A 26,832-nucleotide genomic window follows, 5' to 3' on the forward strand; every position below is an offset into this window, starting at 1 on the left:
TTTCTGATGGCTTCTACAATGATTAAGTAGTTTGATGGATCTGAACAGGCGGGTAAAAATTTAAGCAATCATGCCAATGATCAGAAACAACAGAAAGCCACCAAAAAACATAGCCGTTAGCCAGGGTTTCTCTTTACTTTCGTGCGCTTCGACCAGGAGTTCCTCCGTGACTAAGAACAGAAGTGCCGCTAAGCCAAACGATAAAACAATATCCAGGCCCTGTTCAGGTAAATTATGCAGCAGGGTTGCTCCAATGAGCGTACTGACAAAGAATGTACCCGATAAACTCAGTAACAATCGAATGACTCGGGAACGGCTTATCCCATCCTCTCTTAAGGATGTAACGGTTGCTAAACCAAGTGAGAATACTTCGACGCCTAGGGCGAATGCCAGTAAAATGCCTTCTTTGGCCCCTGCTGCGAAGCCAATGCCGAGTAGTAATCCGTCAATGAATAGATCCACACCAATAGCCAGTAGAAAAGCGATTGGAAAGGATCCCGGTGTTGATCCTTTAGTAGATGTCGAATCCGGCGTTTCAGCCGATGACTCCGTTAGGTGACGAATGAGTAACATCAGTCCGATACCTAAGCCAAAGCCCACCACCGTCAGCCAGGGGTCATGCAGCCGAACGATATCAGGCAGAATCTCCACGGCAACGACCGAAAAGACCACCCCAGCCGCGAAGTGCAGAATAGCCGAGCGAGCCTGGGTACCCAGACGAATAGATAAAGCCAGTAGTCCACCGCTGGTTAGGGCTACTGTCGGCAATAGCCCATAGGTGATAATCTGTTGAAAAAGAGGTGTCATCATAGCCAGGTTTAGGTTGCTTGGGCGGTCGGGTTAAGCGTGTAAAACAGCCGAATAGCCACGTCCTGATCAGGTTCGGTAAAGCTGCCCGAACGCAGCAGACTAATCTCCAGTCGCTCCCAAACGGCAACCGTATAGTTAATTGACTTTCCGGTTCCTGCTGAGTCATTTAGTGAATGACTCCACAAGACCAGATTATTTTCATCCGTAACCGTCAGGACTAAATCAGCCGGTAATGACTGATTGTCTTCAGCTACCAGTCGGTCGAATCGTACCGCTTGAATACCCTCCCGGGCATGAAAGGCAATCCGATTATTTTCGTGGGTCAATAAGATAGATTCCATGTCAATAGGTATTAGTGAGCGTGTTCTTCTTCACCACTGGCGGCCTGAAGCTGAGACAGAATAGCGTAGGCACCTTTTATCACTACCTGGGTCTTGGTTAAATCGAGATTGGCCGGAAGAATTACCTGGGAATAACCGTCCTCGGTTACGCCCCGGCGAACGGGAATTTGTTTGAACTGCACCGTCGGACCGGCTCGACCAGGCGGCTCGGTCTCACCCGGATGATGATCCTGTTCTTCCTGTTTTGCGTGTTCAGCTTCTTCTTCTGGATTGGTCCGGCGTCCCGGTTCATGTTTTCCGAGTGCCTTCTCATCGGTTTGGATAAAAATATAGTCTTTCCCTTCAGCCGAGACGATAGCTCCTTCTGGTAAAGCGGTGACCCGGCTACTCCCTAAATCAAGCGTTGCTTTGAGAAAGGTATTGGGAGCTAGGCGTGCATCGGCTTGATCAAGTTGAGCTACAACCCGCACAGAGCGATCTGCTTCAATAGATCGATTGATAAGCTTAATATGCCCGGCTCGTTCCCGCCCGTTCTCATTTGTCAACCGGATTGTTACCCGCTGACCCTCCCGAAGTTGAGGCAGATCTTTTTCAAACACGGTTAGTTCCGCGTATAAGCCCTGACTGCTGGTTAGCCCGGCAATAATATAACTGGGTTGTACAAATTGGCCTGCTGTCGCCATGATACGGGTTATGACCCCGGTCACTGGCGCTACAACCGCGTAGAGTGCGCTAAACTTACCGTCTAATGCCGCCTGGGGTGATAAGCCCACCAGCCGTATCCGTTGTGCGAGACCCCTCAGCCGTGCTTGAGTAGCCCCTAAATCCGATTTGGTTTGTTGAAACACTTTCAAGGCACTGACATTTTGTTCACTGAGTTCTTTCTGCCGGGCAAATTCCGCTTCGAGATACGTCAACCGGCTGTGATTTTCCGCATAGTCCTGTTGGAGTTGAATAAGTTCAGGATATTCAATGCGGGCTAACACCTGTCCTTTTAGTACCCGTTGGCCAGGTAGCAATGGAATGGATCGAATAAAGCCACCCAATAAAGCCGATATAGTAATCTGACTTTGTGCCGGTACGGCTAACCGGCCATTGACCAGTAAGCGCTGACCCAAATTTCGGTAGTCAATTTTGCCCAGGCTAACGGCTCCAATACGAAGCTGATCGCTGGTCAATTCAATAACATCGGGTGCCGCAACGGATCGGTCCGCCGAAGCGGTTGGCCCTTCGTCGTGATGAGCCTGGGTTACCGTGTCACTCGGAGATTCAGAACTCTCCCCATCTGAACTTGTCTTTTGCGGGTTGCAGGCGGTTAACGTACCAGCAATTAGCAACAGGGCTACCTTATTTTTATTTCGTTTATTGAATAGCATCAGTTGTGGGATTAAGGCAGACCGAGAAGTTGTTCCAGCGCAATGACGGCCTGATTATATTGATTGATCGTATCCACGTAACCAGTACGGGTCTGGTAGGCCTGCGTGAGCGCCTGCGAGAGTTGCAGATACGCGATTTCCCCGGCGCGAAACGCACGATTGGCTTGATCCGCCAGCAGCCGGGCCGTAGGCAAGCCCGTTTGTTCGTAATACGTCAAGCTGCTTTGCTGTTTGCGAATGTCTTGAATCAGCCCACGCAGTTCACCTTGTAAATTGCGTTGAGCCAGCATCAAATTCGCGTCACTAAGTTGCTGTCCCAATTGGGCGGCTTCAATCCGGGCGCGTTGAGGGCCGGTGAATAACGGTATGGCAATACCCGCCGTGACTCCCTGAAACCGTTTCCCTCCTCGATAGGTCACCTCCTGATTATCGACCGTGTAGGTTCCGATAAGCGATTGATTGAAATACCCTAACGAAAAAGAAGGTAGTAACTTGGCCCGCTCTACATAGGTCTGTCGAACGGCGACTTCGGTTTGCTCCCGCAGCAAAGCCAGTTCTGGGGTTTGAGCCAGTGTTGCCGAATCGCTTACCATTGGTAAAACCCGACGTGTCAGCGTACTATCCGTTAGTTGAAGCGGCTGATTGGTATTGAGCAAGGTTTGCAGGCGGCTTTGGGTAATCTCCCGATCCGCGTACGTTTGAGCCAGCACATTGCGCAATTCGCCAAGTTGGTTGCGGGCGGTTGCCACCTCAACCGTTGTCCCTTCTCCCGTTTTTAACCTTAGTTCAGTAGCCGATTGAAACGCAATTAGCAGACTATCCTGCGACCGTAATAAGTTGCTTCGTTCGGCCAAATACATCAACTCATAATACGCAGCTTTCACCTGGGCTCGTAAGCCATTCTGGGCTAGCCTTGCCTGCACTTCACTACTGCGCACACTGGCATCGGCAAGACGACCTAACTGCCTGATAAGCTTGGGGTTGGGCAAACTCTGCGACAGCGTAAAGTTATTGTCGAAGTTGATACCATTATACTGTCCGCCCATCCAGGACAGGTTAGTCGCACCAATCTCCCGAGCCGCCCGGCGACCAGTTTGCTGGATAGCCGTTGTTAGGGCGCTGATCCGCGCGGTCCCGTTGGCCGTGGTTGCCTGTTGTAAAGCTGTTTCAAGCGAAAGGGATTGCATACTCAATCGGGGCACCTGGGCCTGGGCCGGTAATCCAAAAACCGTAAGAATGCTCGTCACCAATAGAAACAACGCCAGTTTACCAATGGTATCTGGTGCATTGATCCTTTTTTTAGTTATAAAGGGCCCCGTCCCCCCGGCGGTTTGCTCCCACCAATATAAACAGGGCAATACCAGCAACGTCAGCAAGGTTGCCGACACCAATCCACCGATTACAACGGTTGCCAGCGGACGTTGAACCTCCGCTCCGGCTGTGGTTGCTAATGCCATTGGTAAGAATCCCAGTGATGCTACCAACGCTGTCATCATGACCGGTCGCAAGCGGGTAGCCGTACCTCGTAGGATACGCTCTTGTAAGGGTAAATTCGTTTCTGCCTTGAGATGATTGAATTCACCGATGAGCACAATTCCGTTCAAAACCGCCACCCCAAAGAGCGCAATAAAACCAACACCCGCTGAAATGCTGAAGGGCATGTCCCGAAGCCAAAGGGCTATAACCCCACCAATGGCCGAAAAGGGTATCGCGGAAAAAATCAATAAGCTCTGCCGGATCGATCCAAACGTAAAAAAGAGCAACATGAAGATGAGTCCCAACGCAACCGGAACGGCGACACTCAACCGGTCTTTGGCTTCTTCTAAGTTTTGAAACTGCCCACCGTAAGTTAGATAATAGCCTGGGGGAAACTTTATCTGCTGATTTAGCTTTTGTTGCAACTCCCGCACGACACTCTCTACATCGCGTTCCCGTACATTGAAGGCGACCGTAATCCGCCGTTGCGCGTTTTCGCGTTGAATCTGATTTACACTATTTTGAAAAGAGACATCCGCGATTTGGCTCAACGGAATCGCCTGACCATCCACCGACGTCACCAGTAGATTTTGTACATCTTCAAGCCGTTGACGGCTTTGTTGTTCCAGGCGAATGGTCAGATCGTATCGGCGTTCGCCTTCATACACGACCCCAGCCGACGCTCCGGCAAAAGCGGCTTGCAAATACCGATTGGCTTCCTCAACCGACAGGCCAAAACGAGATAAGGCATCGCGGTCGAACTTAACCACAATTTGAGGCAGGCCCGATACCTGCTCGACGTATAGATCCTTTGCCCCCGAAACCGTGGCAGCCACCCGCCCAATACGAGCGGCATAATCAGCCAGCACGGTGAGATCTTCTCCGTAGAGCTTTACCGCAACATCCTGTTTTACCCCTGAAATAAGCTCGCTAAAGCGCATTTGAATGGGTTGCAGAAAGCCGAAGCTTACACCAGGGATCTGATTGAGTTTGTCCTGCATCTTGTCGGCTAACTCCTCCCGGCTTGTGGCGGATGTCCATTCCGAACGATCTTTCAGGATCACCATCAAGTCCGTCGCTTCAATGGGCATAGGATCGGTTGGAATTTCACCCGTTCCGGTCTTCCCAATAGTCTCGATGACTTCAGGGAAATTTTTTTTCAGGATACGTCCAGCCTGAAGAGAAGCATCGGACGATTGAGAGAGTGACGAGCCGGTCATTACCCGCGTCTCGACCGCGAAATCACCTTCATCCAGTTGTGGGATAAATTCGCCCCCTAAGTGACTGAAAATAAAACCGGCGATGGCGAATAGGACAACAGATAACCCGACAACAAGCCCTTTGTGATGAAGTGCCCACCGAATGGCGGGATCATAGGCATTATGAAAGGAAACCATGATGCGATCCGAAATGGTACGGGAGCCTTCGCGTATGGGTTTCTTACTTAAGAGTAAGGCCGAAATCATCGGCACATAGGTTAACGAAAGGATGAAGGCACCAGCAATGGCAAATACTACGGTCTGTGCCATCGGACGAAACATTTTTCCTTCAATCCCCACTAGGGCTAAGATGGGTAAGTAAACGATCAGAATAATGATTTCGCCAAAGGCGGCTGATGAACGGATACGACTGGCTGATTCAAACACCTCCTCATCCATCTCAGCTTGCGAGAGGTGGTGAGAATATTTTTTCTGAGCAATATGATGCAGGGTGGCTTCCACAATAATAACCGCCCCATCGACGATCAAGCCAAAATCGATAGCCCCCAGGCTCATCAGATTGCCGGAAACGCCGAAGATGTTCATCAGCGAAACCGCAAACAACATGGCCAGTGGTATTACGGAAGCGACGACTAATCCGGCCCGCCAGTTGCCCAGTAACAGAACCAGGACGAAAACTACGATGAGCGCTCCTTCAATCAGATTGCGTTCAACGGTGCCAATAGCCCGGTTAACAAGTTTAGTTCGATCTAAAAAGGCGTGAATTTCAACGCCTTCGGGCAATGATTTTTTGATCTGCTCAATGCGTTGCTTGACGTTGCCGATTACCTCGGAGGAATTCGCTCCTTTAAGCATCATGACAATAGCCCCGACGACTTCGCCTTCGCCGTTCCGCGTCATAGTCCCGTACCGTACAGCATGGCCAAATTGAACCTGGGCTACATCGCGCACCAGAATGGGAATACCTGATGGCGTGCGGTGCACCTGGATTTTTCCAATATCCGCCAGGGTGCCAATGAGCCCCTCCGAACGGATAAAATACGCATTCGGTCTACGGTCAATATACGCGCCACCCGCATTCTGGTTGTTGCGCTCTAAGGCCGTAAACAGCTCATCCATCGTAACACCAGCGCCCCGCAGACGTTGAGGATCAACGGCAACTTCATATTGTTTGAGAAAGCCGCCAAAACTACTGACGTCAGCAACCCCTTTAGTACCAAGCAATTGCCGCCGAACAATCCAGTCCTGAATGGAACGTAGTTCCATCGTTGGATAGCGGTTTTCGAAGCCGGGCTTAGCCCGTAATACGTACTGATAAATTTCACCCAGACCTGTTGTTGTCGGGGACAATTCAGGGTTTCCCGCTTCGGCGGGAATTTGAGATCGAGCGGATTGTAGCCGCTCAAAGACTTGTTGGCGGGCCAGATAGACGTCCACTTCATCCGTAAATACAATCGTGACGACGGAGAGACCGAAGCGTGAAATCGAACGAACTTCGACTAGATTAGGGAGTGTCGCCATTGTTTGTTCAATGGGGAAACTAATCAGGCGTTCGACATCCAAGGCCGAAAGAGCCGGGCTTTGTGTGATGACCTGAACCTGATTATTGGTGATGTCCGGTAAGGCATCAATCGGCAATCGTGTCAGGGAATAGCCACCCCAAACCACTAAAACCACGGTAAAGAGCCCAATAATGAGCTTATTCTGAATAGAGAAGCGGATGATATGATCCAGCATACTTGAATCTGAACAAGTGAGTAACAAGAAGATGTCGTTCACGAGCTATCTGCATACGCCATTGCATACACAAGTAGTCATAAACGCAACGCGTGTTCAGACTTAGAGTTGGGGAGGCTGCCAGATCGCGGAGAGCGTATCAGCCCAATGAGGAGTGGTGTAGCGGAAGTTGGTTGCCCTTACAGCTACTGTCGCCACAGAGCCAATCAGCGTATAGCTGTATTGTGGCTGGATCGTAACGATAGTGACACAACATGCACAGCTACAAAAAGGGGTGCATTGATCGTGATGTTCATGTGACGAACCGGGACAAGATCCATCGGCTTTTGTCAGCATGACCGTATGGTCCTGTTTAAGAACAGACTGTAGCTCATCCGCACAAGGCCATACAGACAGGCCCAGCAGATAGAGAGACAATATCGTCGTTAACCATTTCACGACAACAAAGGTACGGCAAAGCTTTGTGCAACAGGTAGTCAAAAACAAGTCCGGTTTTCTTTACACAATCTGTACCAGTTAGGTTTATTTCCCGTTTATCATTTCTCTTTTTTTGTGATGACTCCCTTTTTATCCATTGCCAGTTACGCTCTTTTGCCCGCGCTGGCCCTCACGCTGAGTAGCGTATGGGCCTCCTATTATCCATTGAGCCGGAAAACCAAAAGCGCCATTCTACACTTTTCCGCCGGGGTTATCTTTTCGGTCATCGCCGTTGAGATATTGCCGCAAGTCGTTGAGTATCATGATTGGTTGCTGACCACGTTGGGGTTTGGTAGCGCTATTGGGCTGATGCTGCTAATACGCCAGGTAACGGAAAATACCCACCAACCCGCCCAAAGCCAGCCAACAGCTTCAATTCCGATTACGTTTTTGGTGCTGCTCGGTATTGATGTCATCGTGGATGCGGTGGCCAGTGATCTGCATAATAGTCATGGCTAACAGGTACATATTGGTAGCAAATGACCTCTTGGCTGTATGATATGATTGCTGACAAGTTGCCACTTTTCGACTGATACAGTTACTCGTTTACTCCACTTTGTCTGCGCCTTACTTTATATACTAGTCAACCCTGCTAACTGAAAAGCTTCTTTTAGGTAATCGTTCATCTTTTGATTTGAGATGCTACGAGGTAGTGTGCCTTTATATTTATCGAGCATTGCTACTACAATTACATGGAAGGGAATAACTACTTTATTCGCCGTTTTCTGTTGCTCGACACGAATAAGCCCGTCTTTAATGTATTCTGGTCGGAGATTTGTCGAATCAGAGAAACGCAGCCCAGTATAGCATCCTGCTAAAAAAAGTCTCTAACGCGTTATAATCGCTCTTGGCGGCTTAGAACAAAAGCTTGTAATTGTTATATCGCTCTTTCACTTAAATAGACCGCATCAGCAACTTCATTGACAACTTCAAATGATCGACTTCTGTAATCCTGTTTTACATTAATCCCTTTTGCTGAAGCTTCGTTAAGAAAAGTTTTTAGCATCTGAATATACTTACCAACGTTGTTCTTCGAGAAGTTTCAAGATGATCAAGAAAATTATTAATATGGTCTTTGTCAAATGCGTCAACCACATTTTTAACTCGTTGCTTGACCACATTCCAATGTGCTGGTAGCATCTTAAATCCAGTGCCAACATTGATGCGCTCATTTGAAAAGCGGATGACACAATTTATAGGAGTAGGCTTCTTAGCGTTTGGATCACGAAGAAGAAAGGTGACAGGAGAGTCCGACGAGCGGGGCATAATATAGATAGGAATATACGCTAAGTTGGCTGATTCTCTCTGAGGGGTGGCCAATTTTGTTTTCAGCCGGGTTGGAATTCGCCGGACGAATGGCGACGTTTGCCACTGTTTCTCTGACAACCTGTTTCCAGATATGAACAGCCAGCAACTTACCAGTCTATTTCCGACCGAAGATCAAATTCCAGTCGATTATCGTATCGAGCCCATACACCAGCGCGAATACCTGTTAAATGGCGAAATGCGTCAGTGGCACGGAGCCGTCTCCGACGTTTATTCGCCAGTTTGTATCCCATCGCCCGATGGTACCTTGCAACGAAAACTTGTGGGTAGCTTTCCGGTCACAGGGCCAACGGAGGCTGTCGAAGCACTTGACGCAGCCGTGGGCGCCTATAATAATGGTCGTGGCGAGTGGCCCCAAATGTCAGTTGCGGCCCGCATAGGCTGCATGGACACCTTTGTGGGGAAAATGCTTGAACAGAAGAAACTGGTCGTGAACCTGATTATGTGGGAGATCGGTAAAAACCTCGCCGATGCTACCAAGGAGTTCGACCGTACGGTGAGCTATATTTATGATACCATTGATACCCTTAAAACAATGGACCGAAATTCATCCCGGTTTCGGATTGAAGAAGGGATTATTGGTCAAATCAGACGGTCGCCGTTGGGTGTAGTGCTGGCAATGGGCCCGTTTAACTACCCGCTCAACGAGACATATACGACGCTCATTCCGGCTATTCTGATGGGTAACACTATTTTGTTCAAGACGCCTAAACATGGTTCTCTTTTGCATTATCCGTTACTTGAAGCTTTCCGAACCAGTTTTCCAAAAGGCGTTGTCAATTCGTTATATGGGCGCGGGGCCGATGTTATTCCTCCCGTTATGCAATCGGGTAAAGTGAACGTACTCACGTTGATTGGTTCCAGCCGCGTGGCTGATCAATTGCAACGCCAGCATCCAAAACTGAATCGGTTACGATCCATAATGAGCCTTGATGCTAAAAATGCGGCTATCATTCTGCCCGATGCTGACCTTAATGTAGCCGTAAGTGAATGTCTGCTTGGTACACTGTCTTTCAACGGTCAGCGCTGTACAGCCATTAAAATTATTTGGGCACACCGTTCCATTGCCGACAAGTTTCTGGCGCAATTTGGCTCGGAAGTTAGCAAACTCAAACCTGGAATGCCCTGGGATGCAGGGGTGCAAATTACACCTCTGCCCGAACCCAGTAAACCCGATTACTTGGCAGACTGTATTCGTGATGCAGAAGCTGGCGGGGCATCGATTATGAACGCCGGTGGGGGTGATGTATCTGCGTCGCTGTTCAAACCGGCAGTAGTCTATCCGGTCAAAGAAGGCATGAAACTGTACCGGGAGGAGCAATTCGGCCCCATTATTCCGGTAGTCGTATACGATGATGTAGAGGAATTTATTGAGTACCTTATCACTGACGACCACGGGATGCAGGCCAGTATTTTTGGCAAGGACACTGCCGAAATCGCCCGCCTGATCGATCCATTAGTGAACTTGGTTAGCCGTGTAAACATCAACGCTCAATGCCAGCGTGGACCCGATACGTTTCCCTTTACGGGTCGTAAAGATTCCGCTGAAGGTACGCTGTCGGTCGAGGATGCCCTTCGGTCGTTCTCAATTCGGTCGGCAGTGGCTACGAAAGATACGGCGGCTAACAAAGCGATTCTGAATGATATTGTGGAACACCACAAATCAGAATTTCTAAGTACGAATTTTATTTTTTGATGTAAAGCCGCCCGTCCCGGTTGGCGTGTAAGCTTTCTGCTTACATACTTAGTTTTCTAGCTTAATACATAGCCGATCGGGACGGACGGCTCTACTTCATGCTCACTGCCACTAAGCTTTCTAAAGTATATAACGCTGTTCCCGCCGTTCGCAACGTTTCGCTCACGCTCGAACCGGGCCAAATTATGGCACTGGTTGGAGCCAGTGGTTCGGGTAAAAGTACCTTACTAAACCTGTTAGCGGGATTGGCCGATGCCGATTCGGGCGAGGTTCGGCTGAATGACGAGCGCGTGATGGGGCCCTCGGAGGTGCTGGTGGCGGGCCATACTAACATTCGGCTGGTGCATCAGGAATATCAACTTATGCCAAATGTATCGGTGCGTGAGAATATTACCTATGCACTTCGCTTTTATGAGAAAAGCTACCGTGAGTTTCGGGTGAATGAATTGTTAAAACTCTGTCGCCTGACGGATGTGCAGGACCGGATACCTCGTCAGGTATCGGGGGGTGAAAAGCAGCGTACAGCTATTGCCCGCGCCATCGCCGACAAACCCACTGTATTATTGTTAGACGAGCCATTTAGCCATCTTGACCTTCCCAATCGACTTATTGTACGCGATTTGCTGTTCGACATGGTTCGTCAAGACGATACGTCCTGTTTATTTGTCACACATGATGCTACTGATGCACTATCTCTTGCCGATTCGCTAGGCATTATACGAGATGGGAAATTGATACAATTTGGGTCGCCGGTTGATGTGTATCGTAAGCCTGCAACGGCCTATGCCGCTCGTATGACGGGTATCGTAAATATCTTTAAAGCAAAACATCTCGCTACGCTTAACTTGCCCGAAGTAGCTAATCCAAATGAGTTTATGTGTTTGAGACCAGAACAGATTCATTTGGATGATAGTGGGGTAAAGGGCACCATCCGGGCCGTATTATTCAAGGGTAGTCACTACGAGTTGGAAATCGAAATGTCGCGCTATGTGTGCTTGAATTTACTGACTACACGTACCGATCTGCGAGTGGGTCAGTCAGTGGGCGTTCGCGTTGCCAGTGAGTCGGTTTGGCGACTGAACGGATAATTTTCTGTAACTATTCGGAATGGGGCCGGTTTGTTCAGAAACAAAGCAATTATAAAGGATGGAAACCAGCAAAAAACAGCAGGACCCCGGTATAGATGAGCCAAACGGGACAGGCGATTTTCTAATTAGTGAGGAAACTGAAAACGTAGATGCTTCGGGCGTAGATGATACCTCGACGGGCATGGGTGACGACGATTATCTGGGCAAAACAAATCGTAAAGGCGAGAAGGACGAGGACTGACACTGTCGATCAGTTGTACTGTCCATCAATAACTCAGAAGGCCCATCTTTACATGAAAGATGGGCCTTCTGAGTTATTGATTAGTTGTCTTTCGACTCAAAGCATCCGTTTAATTAACTGCTCTACCGAAATGCCTTCGGCTTCGGCTTTGAAGTTACGCACAACGCGATGGCGAAGAATAGGCATAGCTACGGCCCGGACGTCTTCAATGTCGGGCGAGTATTTGCCGGTTAACAACGCATTGCATTTTGCCGCCAGAATCAACGCCTGTGAGGCCCGAGGCCCGGCTCCCCATTCTAGATATTGGTTCGCATCCGACGCGGCCCTTTCGGTATTAGGCCGGGTTTTGTGAACGAGTGAAACGGCGTACTCAACAACGTTATCCACAACTGGCACCCGACGAACTAAATGCTGAAATTCCCGGATTTCTTCACCTGTAATGACCCGTTGCACATCGTATCGATGGTCGGATGTTGTACTTTTTACGATGTCGATTTCTGACTGGTAAGACGGGTAATCCAAGTAAATATTAAACATGAATCGGTCCAATTGGGCTTCGGGTAGGGGATACGTACCTTCCTGCTCAATTGGGTTCTGCGTTGCCAGTACAAAAAATGGCCGTCCTAAATTGTATTTCTGACCCGCAATAGTAACCGAATATTCCTGCATGGCTTCCAGTAGAGCCGCCTGCGTTTTAGGAGGAGTCCGGTTAATTTCATCAGCCAGAATAATATTGGCGAAAATAGGGCCTTTAATGAATTTGAAATTACGTTCCTGATCGAGTGTTTCGGACCCCAGAATGTCCGAAGGCATCAAGTCGGGCGTGAACTGAATTCGATTGAAATCGAGGTCCAGGGCACCCGCAATAGTCTGAATCAACAGTGTTTTCGCTAATCCCGGTACGCCTACCAACAAACAGTGGCCCTGACAGAAAATTGCAGTCAACAACAATCGCACCGTTTCGTCCTGACCAATAACGACTTTCGAGATTTCGGTTTTTAATTTCTGGTAAGAGGTAGTAAGGGCTTCGGCAGCCGCAACATCCGATGAGTAAGGCACAGGATCTTAATTAGAAATGATAAATGATATAATTATAACCGGGTCGCCGAAGCGTTTATAAGGATGAATTATAAATGATTAACGAGTGTAAGCATTATTCATTTATAACTCATCATTAATTTTAATTACTGCCTCCGCTAAGACTTGCTGCACTGCCCTGGGTTGTGCCAAATATGCGACAGCTATGGAATTCGGGATCAACGGTAATGTACACATCAGCGATTGATTTCTTGAACCAGTCGTCAATAGCACGGTTCTTTTTGTTTTGTAGCACAATCGTCTGCAACTTCTCGAAATCTTTCGTGAAATCAGCTGCGTGAGGGGCAACTTTGCTCTTGAAATACAATAATCGTACCGAGCTTTTACCATCTTCGGTACGGTACGGTAAGGGAGCTGAAATGCTGCCAACTTTCATGGTGTCGAGCATCTGGAACATAGCATATTCCATTGAGCCGTCCATTGCCATCCGACTGCTACCCGATTGCGCATCGCGGAGCAATCCACCCGCATCAGCCGTATTTTTGTCTTCCGAGTAGTCGTGAGCCGCCTTATCGAATTTTAGTGAGTCAATCTGAATTAGGTTTCGTAGGCTATCTAAATAACGTGTTGGCGCTGTCAAGTCCAGACGATTATAGTCTGGCCGAAGCAGGACGTGTCGGGCATGATATTCGGCCCCGCGTATTTCGAGCAATTGAATTAAGTGCAGACCAAAATCCGATTCAACTACGTCTGATATCTGGTTGGGTTTCAATCGTAAAGCAGCTCCTTCAAAGGGGGCTACCATCATGCCGCGCTTGGCAAAGCCCAAGTCGCCACCTTTCTCGGCTGAACCGACATCTTCGGAGTTTTCTTTCGCTAGTTTGGCAAAGTCTTCACCGTTTTCGACGCGTTTTTTGATATCAAGCAGTTTTTCACGCAGCACTTCTTTTTGCTCTTTGGTTGGTTTTGCAAAGCGCACAATCTGGCCCACTTCTACTTCGGCGGGTATATACGGCAAACTATCTTTCGGGATGCCATCATAAAATTTACGAACGTCGCGGGGAGTTACCTTCACATCGGTCGTAATTTTCTGCTGCATTTTCTGGACAATCTTCTGGTCTTTAACCTGTGTCCGTAGCTCACTTTTCAGCATTTCCAGACTTTTCCCGTAGGCTTCCACAATGTTTTTATCGGAGCCAAATTGCTGAACCATGTATTGCATCCGCGAATCGAGTTCGCTGTCCACAATTTTTTCTTCTACGACCACAGAGTCAATTTCAGCTTTGGCCAGCATCATTTTGTTGATGATAAGGCTCTCAAGCAACTGGCACTTTGCCGGGGGCGTCTGGTTCTGCCCAACGTACGATTGGGAAGATTCTTCCAAATCGGACCGGAGCACATAATAGTTATCGACTTTGCCGATGATTTTGTTCAGGCTAATGCCTTGGCCTTGTCCGAAGGTAGGCGCAGTCAGGCACCAGCTAACAAAAACAATGAGCGCACTGCTGATTACTTTTTTCATGTTTTAAAGATAAGCACAGAATGGTTGTTGCTCTGTGTTTTAAGCATTTTTAAGAGTGAAAAACTAGTCTGTCATATTATCGAAGCCGGGTTACCGGATCCGAAGTATAACGGCACACTACTTTACTAACTTCCGAATCTCGTCATTATTGACTTTCACCGGGTACGTTTGTCGGAGTTGAGCCAGCCACTTTTTTTCAAGTGTTGTCTGATATTCATTGATTACGGTTCCTCGGGCTTCGGCAAATGTTTTGGCGCGAGCCGGTTCAATACGGTCAATCTGGACAGAAATGGCCTTTTTATCCCGATGCATAATAGTGCTACCAACTTGCCATTGTTTGATGCCATCCAGGTATGGACTGTCACCCTGGGCAAATAAACCTGTCATAATTGTCACAGCCGAAACGTCGGCAGTACGCGGTGTTCCACCAGAACTTTCCGACCGGAGAGAACCTGCTAGCAGTGAATATTTGCCATTTATTACTTTCGCGATGTCGTCTTTGGCGTTGCTAAAATACTGGAAAGATATATTTCGCTGGGCGTCTTTTATTGCTCCTGGTCGTGCACCCTGAAAATCTTTTTCCATAATGCGATTTAGCGAGACGCCATTTTTCTGCAAATAACTGACCACCGTCCGAATCCGCCCAGCCGATACCGAATCGCGTTCGGTGGGGTCGTGCGAACCGCTTACTTCAACCACATAGTCGGGATTTGTACTCATAACAACTAGTACATCGAACAGGGTTTCGCGAAGGCTGGTTGTCATCGTTGTTTTGTTTTTCTCAAATGTTAGGGGAGCCGCCGAGCGTCGAAGCTGATACGGTGGGCGACCACTAAGCATACTGGTCGCCTGTTTCAGTAAACTATCGTTCTGCGCAACAACTATAGTAGCCATTGCTCGTTCGGGTAAGCGGTATGTGTCCTGATGTTGCTCAAAATACGCTCGTTGGCCAGTCGAATCGGCCATCGAGCGTTCCCAGACGTTCTGCTCCATCACCTGCGAAAGAAGAACGCCATCCCGAATTTCGTTTAGCAACGCTCGGAATTCGGGTGATTTTTTGTCAAGGTTAGTCTCTTCTATGGCTATCAACTGGTCGCCCACAAACCGATCAAACAGTTGACGCATGGCAACTGTTGGCGAGCCACCAACGACTTGGTCTGCCTGTTTATTTCCGGGAATGGCGGCCAATGCCGGATTGCGCTGAGGCTGTTGCCGCTGCCGAACATACGTGAAAAACTGGTCAACCGTGTAGGGCTGATTGCCAACCGTTACAAGAGGCTTGTTTTGCAGAGCCGGATCGAGCGGTTCGGTATAGCGCCATAGACCGTGCAATAAATTGCTGTCGGCCTTAGCGAAAACACTCTCCAAAAGCACTTTATCCTCTCGAACTGCATACTCTTTTCGTAAGCGCTCCACTGTGAACTGCCGTAAAATATCTGCACGGCTGTCAGTCGTAACGCGCTGCCGTAGCGAAGGTCCCAGCGTGGTGTAAGAGTCCAGTCCTTTTCGGTCAACAAGCCTGATAATGTGCCAGCCGTAATTAGTGCGAACGGGTTTTGAATAATCGCCGGGTTTGGTCAGCGCAAAGGCGGCATCTTCAAAAGCAGGCACCCACCGTCCGGGTTCAAATATGGGTAGCACTCCCCCGTTTATTTTGGAGGTAGCATCGTCGGACACCAGTCGGCAAACCTGTTCAAACGGTTCTCCTTTTTGCAGCCTGGCATAAGCCCCATCAATTCGTTCCTGCGCCACTTTCTGACCCGCTTCATCGGCAGTGGGACTTAATCGTACCAGAATATGGGCCACCCGCACCCGACCCCGGCCTGGCCGGCGATTATTGACTTTGATAAGGTGATACCCAAAACGTGTTCGGACGGGTTGCGAAATGCCTCCTGTTGGCGTTGTGTAAATGGCCGTTTCTAGCGGATAAAACACTCCAAAGGCGTTTACATAACCTAAATTGCCGCCGTTTTGGTTCGTGGCTATATCCTGCGAATGCTCCCGCGCCAGTGTAGCAAAATCTGCCCCATCCAAGGCCTGTTTGCGTAATGATAGTATAGTTTGATAAGCCGCCAAGGTGTCGGTAGGTAACGCATATTCAGAAACGGAGATTAGAATATGCGATGCGTTAACTTCTTCCTGCATGCGTTGGTAGGCTTCAGCTGCTAATGACTCCACCAGTACTTTGTCTGTCAGATACGACTGCGCTAATTGTTTGCGGTAGGTGTTCATCTCCTCCCGAAAAGCCTCTGTTGTATCGCGGCCTTCAGATTCGGCGGCTAACACTTTTAACTTTAGATTCGTATATAGATCAAAGTAGTTTTTTACGTCGGTTCGTTGGGCTGAATCGGCCGAAAGCTGATTTTTGGTAAACGACTGAAAAAAATCATCGGTCGTAAAGCCTTTTGTTCCCAGCGTTAAAATAACTGGCTCTGGTGGTGTTTGCTGAACAACCGGTGCGACTGTTTTACAGGCTGTTACAAGAAAAGCCAGCAATAAGCCGCCTGTGAAATGGCGCATAGCGTCTGTAGAGGTGATTTTGGAAGTATTGGTAAAACAGATATGGCGGCAAAAACATTCGGTATTTATAAGCAACGTTACCGAAGCGAGCTTATTGGCGTACGGGCCGGATTTTCACCGACTTAAGGGTAATGTCATACTCAAGTCGATAGTCAAATGAATCCTTTAGGTTTTGCCCTGTAAAAACGGCTGGTACTCGAACAAATCGCTGTTTCTTCTGTCGTACATCTGTTTCGCGCAGTTCTACACTGCTTTGGCCGAGCAGATCATCGTTATCAAGTTTATCCAGCAATTGTAGTCCAACGCCCGAAGCCACTAATCCGGCTGCTACATATTTCAAGGGCGTTAATACTTCCGTTGCCGTTAGCAACAGTCCCGCCGGAACAGAAACTAAATTGTGGATCTTCTGAATTTTCGTCAGAGTCTGCTTCGCCCGGTTGTAATCGTCTATTTCAATTAGAACCAATGAGGCCACAATTCGGCCATTTCGCGGTAGTTCCAACGTGATTGACTTTGCCTGATGTGGTATGGTTTGCAGGTCGAGTTGTTGATTCTTTTGTACTGTTTCGACACCCCAGCCCCCACTAACAACGGCTACGGCTTTATTCTGCGCGTCGTAGCTGGTTAGCGAATAGGCCATCATTAATTCGTCTCGTTGACTTATTGTTTCTTCCAGATTCACGGCTTTCAGCGAACGGGGTGTCAGCTCAGCCGTAAGGATAGGTTGACGGGCACAGCCTATTGTGAAGAGTGCCGCAACTGATAATGGAAAAACGAGTGAACGAATACGCATGATTTTGCCAATCCAGGCAAGGAGTTTTTACTGTTTGTTGTGGTGTTAGGTTCTCAAACCGCTCGTAAGACCCTGCTAATACCACTATTACTACCTTCTCTTAAACACTTGGTTCCTGCTGGCTTAGGCAATGGAAACTGCCCAGGCCCCACACGATATCAGTCGAGTCGATACCAATAATTTTACGGTTAGGAAAGCAAGAACCAATGATATCTAAGGCTGGCTGGTCTTTGGCACAGCGAAACGTCGGGACAATAACGGCTCCGTTCGTAATCAGAAAATTGGCGTAAGATGCCGGTAAACGCAGTCCATCGCTCACAACGGGATCGGGCATGGGCAACTCGACAACGGTTAGTTGCTTTCCATTTAAAAGCCGCATAGTCCGAAGTTCGTGGTGGATATCCTGCAAAAACGGGTAGTTGTCATCGTTCGGATTTGATTCATAAGCCGCAATAACCGTATCCTCGTTGACAAAGCGAACTGTATCATCAATATGGCCGTCGGTGTCATCACCAACAATGCCCTCTTCCACCCACAACACTTGTTGAACGCCGTAATAGTCGCACAGATATTGTTCAATTTGGGCTTGCGTCAGGTGGGCATTACGGTTCTGATTGAGCAAACAAGCGCGACTGGTCAATACCGTTCCGGCCCCGTTGAACTCTACCGAACCCCCTTCCATAATGATACCTACTGTGGAGGCTGCCCCAGTGGATACTGCGGCAGTGGAAGCTGTTGGCGTAACATAATTCAGGTTGCGGTAACGGGCTATTTCTACCGGAATCAAGTCATCGCGGTCGTAGGGGGGGTATTTACCTCCCCAGGCATTATAGCCCCAGTTAACAATCATCCGTTCTTTTGTCTGAGGATTTATCAGAAAAGCCGGTCCGTGGTCGCGGCACCAGGAATCGTTGGTAGGGTGGGGCAGGAGGGTAATTCGACTCATATCAGCCCCCGCTGCCAACAATCGTAGTTTGGCTTCCTGAATAACAGTGTCATTGTGGGCGTTGATACACACCTGCTCACTCTCAGCGATGGCCTTGATAAAGTCAATGTAAGCAGGAAACATTAGCGCCTGTCGCTCGCGGGTCCAGGAGGCTTCGGTATGCGGCCAACTGAGCCAGGTGGCTACATGGGGATGCCATTCGGCAGGAAAGAAAAACCCCTCACGAGCGGGAATCAGCGTAGTTTTGGAAGTGATATTCAAGCGTATGACGTTGGCACTGATGCCGTTTTTTGCAAAGTTACAGAATTAAGCGGCTTTGGTTTGTTAGGTTCTCGTTACCAATTGCGCTATGGTGTCTACGACCAAACCAGTGAAGTCGTCCACAATTAGGGCTGCACCCGTATTTGCCAATTCTTCGCGTGTATGTGTAGTTGCCAGTGCAACGACTTTCATGCCCGCCCGGAGACCCGCTTCAATACCCGCGAACGCATCTTCGAACACTACGCATCGGTTAGGTTCTACACCCACTCGGCTGGCGGCCATCAAGTAAATTTCGGGGTCGGGTTTGCCTCGGTGAATCATGCTGGAGTCTACCACGACATCAAAATAAGGTCTTAGAGGAAGCCCGTCGAGTGTAAACCCAACATTGCTCTCCGGGGCCGATGTACCCACCGCCAGCTTAACCTTCTGCGCTTTTAACGCACCCAGAAAATCCAGTAACCCCGGCGCAGGCTGAAGATGCGGGCGATACAATTCACGATAAATAGCTTCTTTTTCCTCGGTTAGCACAATCAATTCGCCGGGCGAAATTGGCCGCTGAAATACATAAGCCATCGCATCGGCTGAAACGCGCCCGTTGATATTTTCGACATATTGAGCTTTCGTCAAAGGGCGATTATGATGCTGCGCGAATTGTAACCAGGCGTTAACGTGGAAGTCGGTATTATCAACTAAAACACCGTCCATGTCGAAAAGAGCGGCCCACGGAAGAGCCGGAGATGTATTGGGCATGAGAAATAAAGGAGAATGGAGCCGCAAAGAAAGCAGATTACCGCTTAAACCTCGTTGTCTGACGTTGTCACCGGCAAAATATCACCGGCTAAAATGGCTGCTTCATGGAGTAATTCCGTAGACACTAACTCATCGGTCACGTCTTCAATGCGCTCATCGAACGTATCTATACCTTCATCAGTAGTAAACGAAGGTGATTTCATCCCTAGCAGCAACCGCCCCATGTAGAGCAGATTTAGGGAGAAACGCAGTTCGGGTAGCGTGCGACTATGACGGGTTTGGGGTTCGGTTTGCATACGTAATAAAGAATAAATGCCGCGCAGAATATATTATAGGGCCTTTATCTTAAGATTTCTGAAGTAAATGGGCGCTCCGGCATGTTTGCCCTGTAGCCCAATATAGCCATGCAAGGGTAAGTCGGCGGGGGCTTTGTTGAGCCAGGCCGGTACAGTCGAACCATCAGGGTTAGCGGTGGCCGAAGTGAATTTAGACAGGTCTATAGTGTTCACTAATTGGTTGTTGAGCACTACATAAATCATCTTGCCCTGACACGTTACCGTGTATCGATTCCACTCGTCGGGCTTTTTGACCAGACGTTGTTTGATTGCCGCCTGATGCCCAAAAAAGGCTCCGCACTGCCAATTTGTGGGCGAATCAGCCCACTTCTGGGCGTAATCGTCGGCAATTTGAATTTCTACTGAGTTCGGAATCCAGTTAGTCGTATCGCTGGCATGTACAACCACGCCACTGTTAGTGCCATCGGCAGTTTTGAACAGCAAATCCAGCACAAAATCATCGTAGGGTATTGCCGTCCAGATAGCTTTATCGGCAGTGGCCGTCAGAATACCGCCATCATCCATACTCCAAATTCCTTTGGGGTAGCTCGCATCGGATAGATCGCTTGCAAAAAGGGGTTTCCAGCCAGAAGAAGCAGTATTAGGATGACCTTTAGGCGGAATTTGAGCAAACATGCGGACTGTAAAGACTAGTGTGAGGCCTGCAAGTAGAAGATATTGTTTCATGTATATTGTAGAGATAACATATAGATGCGAAACCACTGTACCTGTGGTGGTTTCGCGTCTAAAAACTATTGACTAATGACCATATCTTTTGCCGCAAACGGCTGGCCGAGTTGATTCTCGCTCTGACGGAAGCTTTTCATAATCCAGCCACCACCAATTACATCGTCGCCTTCGTAAAATACGGCAGCTTGACCGGGTGCAATGGCCGATACACCTTCCTGGAAAAGAACCTCAATTTTGTCGCCCGTTTGCGAAATGGTTGCTGGCGTACCGGAGTCTTTATAACGCACTTTCGTGACGGTTTCGAATGGTCCGTTGATGCGGTCGTATTTTTGTAGGTTCAATTTACTCACAATCATCCCATCGCGGAACAGGTCTTTATCCAACCCCAATACCACTTCGTTGGTATCTTTTCGAATCTCAGTCACAAACATTGGTTGGCCAAACGCCATACCCAGCCCTTTCCGTTGGCCAATGGTGTAAAACGGATATCCCTGGTGTTTGCCCATAACGTTGCCGGTGCCTTCCATAATGAAATTGCCTCCGGCTACTTCGGCTTCCAGACCTGGCATGCGCCGTTTCAAAAAGCCCCGGTAGTCATTGTCGGGAACAAAACAGATTTCGTAGGATTCCGATTTGGTAACTAATTCCATGAAGCCGCGCTCTTTAGCCATCTCCCGAATTTCGGATTTCAGCAGGTGACCGAGTGGCAGTTTTGTTCGGCTTAAACTAGCCTGCGATACCCCCCACAGCACATAAGATTGATCTTTCAATGAATCAACGCCTTTAGAAAGAACGAACCTGCCACCAGCTTCTTCCCGAATGTTCGCGTAATGACCTGTTGCAATCGAGTCGCAGTCGAGCCGGTCAGCCCGACGAAGTAAGGCATCCCATTTGATATGGGTGTTGCACATAACGCAGGGATTTGGCGTTCGACCTTCGAGATATTCGCCCGTGAAATGGTCGATAACCGCATCCCCGAATTCTTCCCGAATATCTAAAATGTAATGCGGGAAGCCGAGGCTAACAGCAATGTTGCGGGCATCATTGATGCTATCGAGACTGCAACAGCCAGTTTCTTTTTTGGTACCACCCGAAGATGCGTAGTCCCAGGTTTTCATGGTCATACCAATGACCTCATAACCTTCTTCGTGCAGCAAGACCGCTGCCAGCGAAGAGTCGATACCGCCACTCATGGCGACCAAAATGCGTCCGTGTTTGCTCATTGTGCGATCTGCGAGGGTTCAAAGTCCTCCGATTTTACTGTTTTTGATTAGGTCGATATCCGTTAAAAACGACCTACAAAGATACGAACACAAAGTGAAGGAGTCTTAGTTTCGGAAGAAGGACATTGGTAGGAAACGATATGATTTTGCACATGTATGTTGTTGGTCGTACGTTAAAATGTCTCATCCATGGAACTCCGCACAGGCAACTCCGTTTGTTTGCAAGTAATGTTCATCATAGCTGCTGATATGGCTGATTCTACGATGTACAGTACCCGATTACATCAAGAAATTGGTACGGCTAAACCAACTATTCCCACGGTTTGGAAACATCCAACCACGTTTTGGAAACATAAGGCTTTTCTATTTGCCGGACTTTTGTGCTGTAAATCAAGAAGCGGAATTATGCAAAAAACAATTTTTATTACAGGAGCATCGGCAGGTTTGGGAAAAGCTACGGCTAAATTATTCCAATCGAAGGGCTGGAACGTAATTGCTACGATGCGAAATCCAGAAAAGGAAACAGAACTTGCTCAATTGAAAAACGTTACGCTTTTGCCGCTTGATGTGACCAATTTGGAGCAAATCAAAACCACTGTGGCAAAAGCCATTACGCCGCACAGCATCGATGTTGTATTTAATAATGCGGGTTATGGGTTGATGGGTGCCCTGGAAGCCTTTAGTGATGAACAAATCTTAAAACAGATCAACACCAATCTTTTAGGTGTAATACGTGTTACACAGGCATTTATTCCGCATTTGAGAGAAAAGAAAAGCGGTTTATTTATTAGTACAACGTCCATAGGCGGGCTTTTTGGATTTCCGTTGCATTCTATTTATCACGCAACAAAGTTTGCGTTAGAAGGCTGGTCTGAAGGCATGTCGTTTGAGTTAGGCTTGCATAATATCGGTATTAAAACGGTTGTGCCGGGTGGTATTGCTACCGATTTTACGGGCCGGTCGCTTGACAGGAAATCACATCCCGATTATCAGGGAATAGAGGACAAATTGTTTGCTACTATAGATGGAATGATGCAATCGGCCTCAACTGCCGAACAAATTGCTGAAGTAGTTTATGAAGCGGCAACAGATGGTAAGGAACAGGTGCGCTACCTTGCCGGCGAAGATGCAAAAGCCATGTATGCACGTCGTTTAGAAATAGGCAATGAAGAATTTAGAAAAGAGATCAAACAGCAAATCTTAGGGTAGTCATTCACAAGCAGGCAACTACCCTAAAAGCTGGTTGCTGCTTGTGAATTTGTAAACAGATCATCATGCATATCATTCACTCCATATCCGAAAAACATCGTTTGGTATCCATGCCGGAGCCATTACACCCACTGGTGAGCGTAATCCGCATTTCGGATATGCGTTTTACGGATAGTGAGATATGGGAGCATTTTTCTCTGAATTTTTATTGTATATCACTAAAAAGAAGCGTTCATGGAAAAACGAAATACGGTCAGCAATACTACGACTACAATAAAGGTGTAATGACTTTTGTTACTCCTAAGCAGGTCCTGTCACTTCCTACTCCACAAGCTGATACACTCGATCCAGCATCCGGTTACGCGTTACTTTTTCACCCTGATTTTCTATATAAACATCCACTTGCAACAAGGATCAAAAACTATGGATTCTTTTCCTATACTGTTAATGAAGCGTTGCATCTTTCGGACAAGGAAGAAAAAAATATTGCAGAGATCTTTCAGATGATCGATGAAGAATATCAGCGTATAGACCGGCATACTCAGGATATTATTCTTTCTCAGATCGACCTGTTATTAAATTACAGCAATCGGTTTTACGAAAGGCAATTTATTACCCGAAAAGCCGTCAATCATGATTTGTTAACCAGGATGGAGCAATTATTGAATGCCTATTTTGAGCAAGAAGAGACGTCGAAAAATGGGCTTCCAACCGTCGAATCAATAGCCGAAAAACTTAACCTGACACCTCATTATTTAAGTGATATGTTACGTTCGCTGACAGGTCAGACCGCTCAACAGCACATTCATGAAAAACTGATAGAAAAAGCGAAAGAATATCTGTCTGTAACTAATCTGACGGTTGGTGAAATTGCGTATCAATTAGGATTTGAATACCCGCAATCGTTCAATAAATTATTTAAAAAGAAAACGAATAGTTCTCCGCTGGAATTTCGGCAAACTTTTAATTAATGACCGGAGTAACTGACATTATTTCTATCAATTGTCATTATTGATTTTAACAGTTTGTTTGAGAATAAGACCGGTGTTTTAATCCTATTATTCGATTAGATTTGGCCAAATGTCTGATGCTTTTGAAAATTATTTACGCGAATGGGTCGATATTTCTGATGAAGAATTGCAGCTCATCCGGGCGGCCAGCACAGAAAAGACATTACGAAAATGGCAATCCATACTTCATGATGGTGAAGTATGGAAGATCACCTGTTTTATACTCAGCGGTTGCTTCCGGCTTTATCGGTTCGATGATGATGGCGTTGATCATACACTGCGTTTTGGTGTAGAAAATTGGTGGATCAGTGACCAGGAAAGCTATAATCATGACATGCCCTTCAAGTATAACATCGAAGCCCTGGCCGCAAGTAAGGTTATTATCTGGACCAAAAATGATTGGGAAGAATTAATGATGACGATTCCTGCTTTGACGTTATTTAATGAAAAACTATTGGCCCGGGGATATGAGACCAGCCAACAGCGAATTTATTCCCTTATCAGTTCTTCTGCTGAAAAGAAATACCTGGAATTTCAAAAGACCTATCCTGAGGTATTTAATAAGGTACCCTTACACATGGTGGCCTCTTATCTTGGCATATCACGGGAAACCTTGAGCCGAATCAGGAAAGAATTCACGAAGCCTAAATAAAAACCTCCCGAATCGCTCCGAAAGGTTTTTAAGAATCCTAACACTATTTATTAAGCGATCGGGTGTTTTCCATAAGCATCACTGTTGGTTTGGATCTTTTCACCCAGTTCCAATATCGTAGCCTCATCGAACCAGCGGGCAACCAGTTGGACGTTGATCGGTAATCGTTCGGAACTTAAAGTTATTGGTACGGATAATGCCGGTAAGCCTGTGGCATTGAAGGGCGCTGTGGCAGCCATTACATGATAGGCCGATACCGTTTTTCCGTCAACGACGTATTCCTGCAGGCTGTGTCCGGTCGCGGTCATGGGATTTACAGGTAGCAATAACACATCATATTGCAGGAAGTAATTGGCAAAATGACTTTTTAGCGCTTCTATCCTGCCTTCGGCTTTGACATATTCCGTAGCATTTAGCAACGGATAATCCATGGTTGCCTTGCCTATAACATGCAGATCGGCTTCATGGCCTTTGGTAAATTGTTCCATATAGGGCACTAGTTCACCGTAGATCAGGACAAAATAAGTAGTCAGCCAATCGGTATCTTCCATAAACGGAAGGCGCACTTCCTCCACATCGCAACCAAGGTCTTTCAGCAATTGCGCTGTAGCTTTGACCGTAGCCGTGATTTCGGGATCCACCGGGCCGAACGCAGTATCGGACACCCAGCCTACGCGAATCTTTTGACCCGGTAGTCTAAAATTGGCGGGTTGTGCATCCCTAGCAAAAATGCTATATCCGTCAATGCCATCTGCACCATTGATGATCGAATAACCCAGAGCCACATCTTTTACCGTACGAGCCATGGCGCCTATATGCCAGAACCTGCTCAAAACTGTGGGAAAATGACCCGTATACGGAACCCGACCATGCGTTGCTTTTAACGCAGCAATACCGGTGAAAGCTGCCGGGCCGCGAAGGGATATGGCTACATCGCTGCCTAAACCAATCGGCGAAAGACCGGCTGCAATCACTGCAGATTCTCCACCACTTGACCCGCCGGGCGTGCGGTCAGGATTCCAGGGGTTCAGCGAACGCCCTGTCACTAGGTTATCCGACTCCCAATGGGCAGAAAATTCGGGTATATTGGTTTTCATTAAAGGAATGGCGCCAGCATTCTTCATGCGGGTAACAACGGTGGCATCTTTATCGGGAATGAAACCGGCGAATAGCCTGGAGCCGCGTTGTGTGGGTACACCAGCTGTGTCAATGGCATCTTTGATCGAAAAAGGTACGCCATGCAACGGGCCTAGTACCTCGCCATTGTTCACTGCCTTATCCGCAATAGCCGCTGCCTCGAGTGCCTGTTCGCCCATCAGGGTAACTACCCCATTGATACGCGGGTTGATTTCGGCCACGCGGTCGAGGTGGACCTGTACTACTTCTACCGAAGTGATTTCCTTGTTGCGGATCATCTGGGCCAGAGTACCTGCTTCCTGGTAATAAATCGGGTCTATTTTACTGGTTGGAGTTTTCATCTACTTTGTTTTTAATGGTCAATTCTTTACCACTTACTGGCCGAATTACCTGAACAAAAGTAGATGTGACTGCACACCCGAAACGAAGCCATATGACACAATCTGGCGTTGACATTTGTCACGCTTTTTAACTATTTGAGTGACGATTTCCTGTCGTGGTTTTCATGGAACGTCTCATCCGATACGTTAAGGTTTACACGAAGCCGATCATGACGGGCATGACTGGCCCGGATTAATTTTTGTTTCTTACGAGCCTTAATTGACTGAGCGTAGGATGAATTGAGCAAACAGGACCACACCTTTTATTTGGTGTGTACTAGCCACGGGCGCTTTCTGAGATTGTCACTTTCGGGGTAACTAGCCTAAAGTTTTCGTACTTTGGCGGCATCTTCTTCAGTTAAGAGAGACTAATGGACATGTTGATCAACATATTGGTGGTAGAAGATGAAATGCTCATTGGGGCAAACCGCCAATTCTGACGAAGCTACCTTTAACCGGGCTAAACAGACACGACCAGCCGCTTTCATAACACAACCTTGCAAGCAACTTGATCGGCAACGAGCTATTGAACTCACCATCAGTCGTCTTGGTGTTGCGGGAGAAGAATCCGTATTGAA

22 protein-coding genes are annotated in these 26,832 nt (G+C 47.7%); 7 read left to right on the forward strand and 15 right to left on the reverse strand.

The annotated features are described in order from the left end of the window. Positions 1-60: 60 nt before the first annotated feature. From ACFS25_RS07565 to ACFS25_RS07585, 5 genes are all read right to left on the reverse strand, one after another. On the reverse strand, positions 61-810 hold the full coding sequence (locus tag ACFS25_RS07565; protein WP_381498169.1) for a ZIP family metal transporter: 750 nt from the start codon (positions 808-810) through the stop codon (positions 61-63). 8 nt (positions 811-818) lie between these two features. Further along, the gene (locus ACFS25_RS07570) at positions 819-1,151 is read right to left on the reverse strand and encodes a hypothetical protein (protein WP_381498171.1); all 333 of its coding nucleotides are present in this window, start codon (positions 1,149-1,151) and stop codon (positions 819-821) included. 11 nt (positions 1,152-1,162) lie between these two features. Continuing rightward, entirely contained in the window at positions 1,163-2,527 is a 1,365-nt protein-coding gene (locus ACFS25_RS07575) for an efflux RND transporter periplasmic adaptor subunit (RefSeq protein WP_381498173.1), read from the reverse strand. Between the two features lie 11 nt (positions 2,528-2,538). Next, complete coding sequence (locus tag ACFS25_RS07580; protein WP_381498175.1) at positions 2,539-6,960, reverse strand: CusA/CzcA family heavy metal efflux RND transporter; 4,422 nt, start codon at positions 6,958-6,960, stop codon at positions 2,539-2,541. A gap of 102 nt (positions 6,961-7,062) precedes the next feature. Then, positions 7,063-7,398, reverse strand: coding sequence for a DUF6660 family protein (locus ACFS25_RS07585; protein ID WP_381498177.1), 336 nt, complete (start codon positions 7,396-7,398; stop codon positions 7,063-7,065). A gap of 117 nt (positions 7,399-7,515) precedes the next feature. Here ACFS25_RS07585 and ACFS25_RS07590 point away from each other — a divergent pair, with 117 nt between their 5' ends. From ACFS25_RS07590 to ACFS25_RS07605, 4 genes are all read left to right on the forward strand, one after another. Continuing rightward, on the forward strand, positions 7,516-7,896 hold the full coding sequence (locus ACFS25_RS07590) for a ZIP family metal transporter (protein ID WP_381498179.1): 381 nt from the start codon (positions 7,516-7,518) through the stop codon (positions 7,894-7,896). A 940-nt stretch (positions 7,897-8,836) separates the two neighbouring features. Continuing rightward, entirely contained in the window at positions 8,837-10,459 is a 1,623-nt protein-coding gene (locus ACFS25_RS07595; protein WP_381500787.1) for an NADP-dependent glyceraldehyde-3-phosphate dehydrogenase, read from the forward strand. 98 nt (positions 10,460-10,557) lie between these two features. After that, on the forward strand, positions 10,558-11,547 hold the full coding sequence (locus ACFS25_RS07600) for an ABC transporter ATP-binding protein (protein WP_381498181.1): 990 nt from the start codon (positions 10,558-10,560) through the stop codon (positions 11,545-11,547). A gap of 58 nt (positions 11,548-11,605) precedes the next feature. After that, entirely contained in the window at positions 11,606-11,788 is a 183-nt protein-coding gene (locus ACFS25_RS07605; RefSeq protein WP_381498183.1) for a hypothetical protein, read from the forward strand. A gap of 96 nt (positions 11,789-11,884) precedes the next feature. Here ACFS25_RS07605 and ACFS25_RS07610 read toward each other — a convergent pair whose 3' ends face one another. From ACFS25_RS07610 to mnmA, 9 genes are all read right to left on the reverse strand, one after another. After that, on the reverse strand, positions 11,885-12,847 hold the full coding sequence (locus tag ACFS25_RS07610; protein WP_381498185.1) for an AAA family ATPase: 963 nt from the start codon (positions 12,845-12,847) through the stop codon (positions 11,885-11,887). Positions 12,848-12,968: 121 nt separating this feature from the next. Next, the gene (locus ACFS25_RS07615; protein WP_381498187.1) at positions 12,969-14,348 is read right to left on the reverse strand and encodes a peptidylprolyl isomerase; all 1,380 of its coding nucleotides are present in this window, start codon (positions 14,346-14,348) and stop codon (positions 12,969-12,971) included. Between the two features lie 117 nt (positions 14,349-14,465). Next, positions 14,466-16,868 carry a peptidylprolyl isomerase gene (locus ACFS25_RS07620; protein ID WP_381498189.1) on the reverse strand — a complete coding sequence of 801 codons (2,403 nt, stop codon included), beginning with the start codon at positions 16,866-16,868 and terminating at the stop codon, positions 14,466-14,468. Between the two features lie 91 nt (positions 16,869-16,959). Further along, complete coding sequence (locus ACFS25_RS07625; protein ID WP_381498191.1) at positions 16,960-17,661, reverse strand: hypothetical protein; 702 nt, start codon at positions 17,659-17,661, stop codon at positions 16,960-16,962. Between the two features lie 100 nt (positions 17,662-17,761). Continuing rightward, complete coding sequence (locus ACFS25_RS07630; protein WP_381498193.1) at positions 17,762-18,868, reverse strand: agmatine deiminase family protein; 1,107 nt, start codon at positions 18,866-18,868, stop codon at positions 17,762-17,764. A gap of 63 nt (positions 18,869-18,931) precedes the next feature. Next, positions 18,932-19,618 carry an HAD family hydrolase gene (locus ACFS25_RS07635; RefSeq protein ID WP_381498195.1) on the reverse strand — a complete coding sequence of 229 codons (687 nt, stop codon included), beginning with the start codon at positions 19,616-19,618 and terminating at the stop codon, positions 18,932-18,934. A gap of 44 nt (positions 19,619-19,662) precedes the next feature. Next, positions 19,663-19,914, reverse strand: coding sequence for a hypothetical protein (locus ACFS25_RS07640; protein WP_381498197.1), 252 nt, complete (start codon positions 19,912-19,914; stop codon positions 19,663-19,665). A 33-nt stretch (positions 19,915-19,947) separates the two neighbouring features. Beyond that, complete coding sequence (locus tag ACFS25_RS07645; protein ID WP_381498199.1) at positions 19,948-20,640, reverse strand: 3-keto-disaccharide hydrolase; 693 nt, start codon at positions 20,638-20,640, stop codon at positions 19,948-19,950. A 65-nt stretch (positions 20,641-20,705) separates the two neighbouring features. Beyond that, positions 20,706-21,866: a tRNA 2-thiouridine(34) synthase MnmA gene (gene mnmA / locus ACFS25_RS07650; protein ID WP_381498202.1), complete on the reverse strand. Its 1,161-nt coding sequence runs from the start codon at positions 21,864-21,866 to the stop codon at positions 20,706-20,708. Between the two features lie 189 nt (positions 21,867-22,055). Here mnmA and ACFS25_RS07655 point away from each other — a divergent pair, with 189 nt between their 5' ends. The 3 genes from ACFS25_RS07655 to ACFS25_RS07665 all read left to right on the forward strand — a co-directional run bounded on the left by ACFS25_RS07655 (position 22,056) and on the right by ACFS25_RS07665 (position 24,737). Then, positions 22,056-23,075 (forward strand): SDR family oxidoreductase, encoded by a 1,020-nt coding sequence (locus tag ACFS25_RS07655; protein ID WP_381498205.1) that lies wholly within the window; start codon positions 22,056-22,058, stop codon positions 23,073-23,075. A 65-nt stretch (positions 23,076-23,140) separates the two neighbouring features. Continuing rightward, positions 23,141-24,046 (forward strand): helix-turn-helix domain-containing protein, encoded by a 906-nt coding sequence (locus ACFS25_RS07660; RefSeq protein ID WP_381498209.1) that lies wholly within the window; start codon positions 23,141-23,143, stop codon positions 24,044-24,046. 109 nt (positions 24,047-24,155) lie between these two features. Further along, on the forward strand, positions 24,156-24,737 hold the full coding sequence (locus tag ACFS25_RS07665; RefSeq protein WP_381498212.1) for a Crp/Fnr family transcriptional regulator: 582 nt from the start codon (positions 24,156-24,158) through the stop codon (positions 24,735-24,737). 50 nt (positions 24,738-24,787) lie between these two features. Here the strand turns inward: ACFS25_RS07665 and ACFS25_RS07670 are convergent, their stop codons facing one another. Beyond that, entirely contained in the window at positions 24,788-26,215 is a 1,428-nt protein-coding gene (locus ACFS25_RS07670) for an amidase (RefSeq protein WP_381498216.1), read from the reverse strand. Positions 26,216-26,832 lie beyond the last annotated feature (617 nt).

Source organism: Spirosoma flavum, assembly GCF_042686045.1.
In the GTDB taxonomy this organism is placed as follows: domain Bacteria; phylum Bacteroidota; class Bacteroidia; order Cytophagales; family Spirosomataceae; genus Spirosoma; species Spirosoma flavum.

What these genes read in the sequence shown, in the direction of transcription:
- ACFS25_RS07565 (WP_381498169.1), bottom strand. Translation starts at nt 810, where the DNA reads ATGATGACACCTCTTTTTCAACAGATTATCACCTATGGGCTATTGCCG.
- ACFS25_RS07570 (WP_381498171.1), bottom strand. Translation starts at nt 1,151, where the DNA reads ATGGAATCTATCTTATTGACCCACGAAAATAATCGGATTGCCTTTCAT.
- ACFS25_RS07575 (WP_381498173.1), bottom strand. Translation starts at nt 2,527, where the DNA reads ATGCTATTCAATAAACGAAATAAAAATAAGGTAGCCCTGTTGCTAATT.
- ACFS25_RS07580 (WP_381498175.1), bottom strand. Translation starts at nt 6,960, where the DNA reads ATGCTGGATCATATCATCCGCTTCTCTATTCAGAATAAGCTCATTATT.
- ACFS25_RS07590 (WP_381498179.1), top strand. Translation starts at nt 7,516, where the DNA reads ATGACTCCCTTTTTATCCATTGCCAGTTACGCTCTTTTGCCCGCGCTG.
- ACFS25_RS07595 (WP_381500787.1), top strand. Translation starts at nt 8,837, where the DNA reads ATGAACAGCCAGCAACTTACCAGTCTATTTCCGACCGAAGATCAAATT.
- ACFS25_RS07600 (WP_381498181.1), top strand. Translation starts at nt 10,558, where the DNA reads ATGCTCACTGCCACTAAGCTTTCTAAAGTATATAACGCTGTTCCCGCC.
- ACFS25_RS07605 (WP_381498183.1), top strand. Translation starts at nt 11,606, where the DNA reads ATGGAAACCAGCAAAAAACAGCAGGACCCCGGTATAGATGAGCCAAAC.
- ACFS25_RS07615 (WP_381498187.1), bottom strand. Translation starts at nt 14,348, where the DNA reads ATGAAAAAAGTAATCAGCAGTGCGCTCATTGTTTTTGTTAGCTGGTGC.
- ACFS25_RS07620 (WP_381498189.1), bottom strand. Translation starts at nt 16,868, where the DNA reads ATGCGCCATTTCACAGGCGGCTTATTGCTGGCTTTTCTTGTAACAGCC.
- ACFS25_RS07625 (WP_381498191.1), bottom strand. Translation starts at nt 17,661, where the DNA reads ATGCGTATTCGTTCACTCGTTTTTCCATTATCAGTTGCGGCACTCTTC.
- ACFS25_RS07635 (WP_381498195.1), bottom strand. Translation starts at nt 19,618, where the DNA reads ATGCCCAATACATCTCCGGCTCTTCCGTGGGCCGCTCTTTTCGACATG.
- ACFS25_RS07640 (WP_381498197.1), bottom strand. Translation starts at nt 19,914, where the DNA reads ATGCAAACCGAACCCCAAACCCGTCATAGTCGCACGCTACCCGAACTG.
- ACFS25_RS07645 (WP_381498199.1), bottom strand. Translation starts at nt 20,640, where the DNA reads ATGAAACAATATCTTCTACTTGCAGGCCTCACACTAGTCTTTACAGTC.
- mnmA (WP_381498202.1), bottom strand. Translation starts at nt 21,866, where the DNA reads ATGAGCAAACACGGACGCATTTTGGTCGCCATGAGTGGCGGTATCGAC.
- ACFS25_RS07655 (WP_381498205.1), top strand. Translation starts at nt 22,056, where the DNA reads ATGGAACTCCGCACAGGCAACTCCGTTTGTTTGCAAGTAATGTTCATC.
- ACFS25_RS07660 (WP_381498209.1), top strand. Translation starts at nt 23,141, where the DNA reads ATGCATATCATTCACTCCATATCCGAAAAACATCGTTTGGTATCCATG.
- ACFS25_RS07665 (WP_381498212.1), top strand. Translation starts at nt 24,156, where the DNA reads ATGTCTGATGCTTTTGAAAATTATTTACGCGAATGGGTCGATATTTCT.
- ACFS25_RS07670 (WP_381498216.1), bottom strand. Translation starts at nt 26,215, where the DNA reads ATGAAAACTCCAACCAGTAAAATAGACCCGATTTATTACCAGGAAGCA.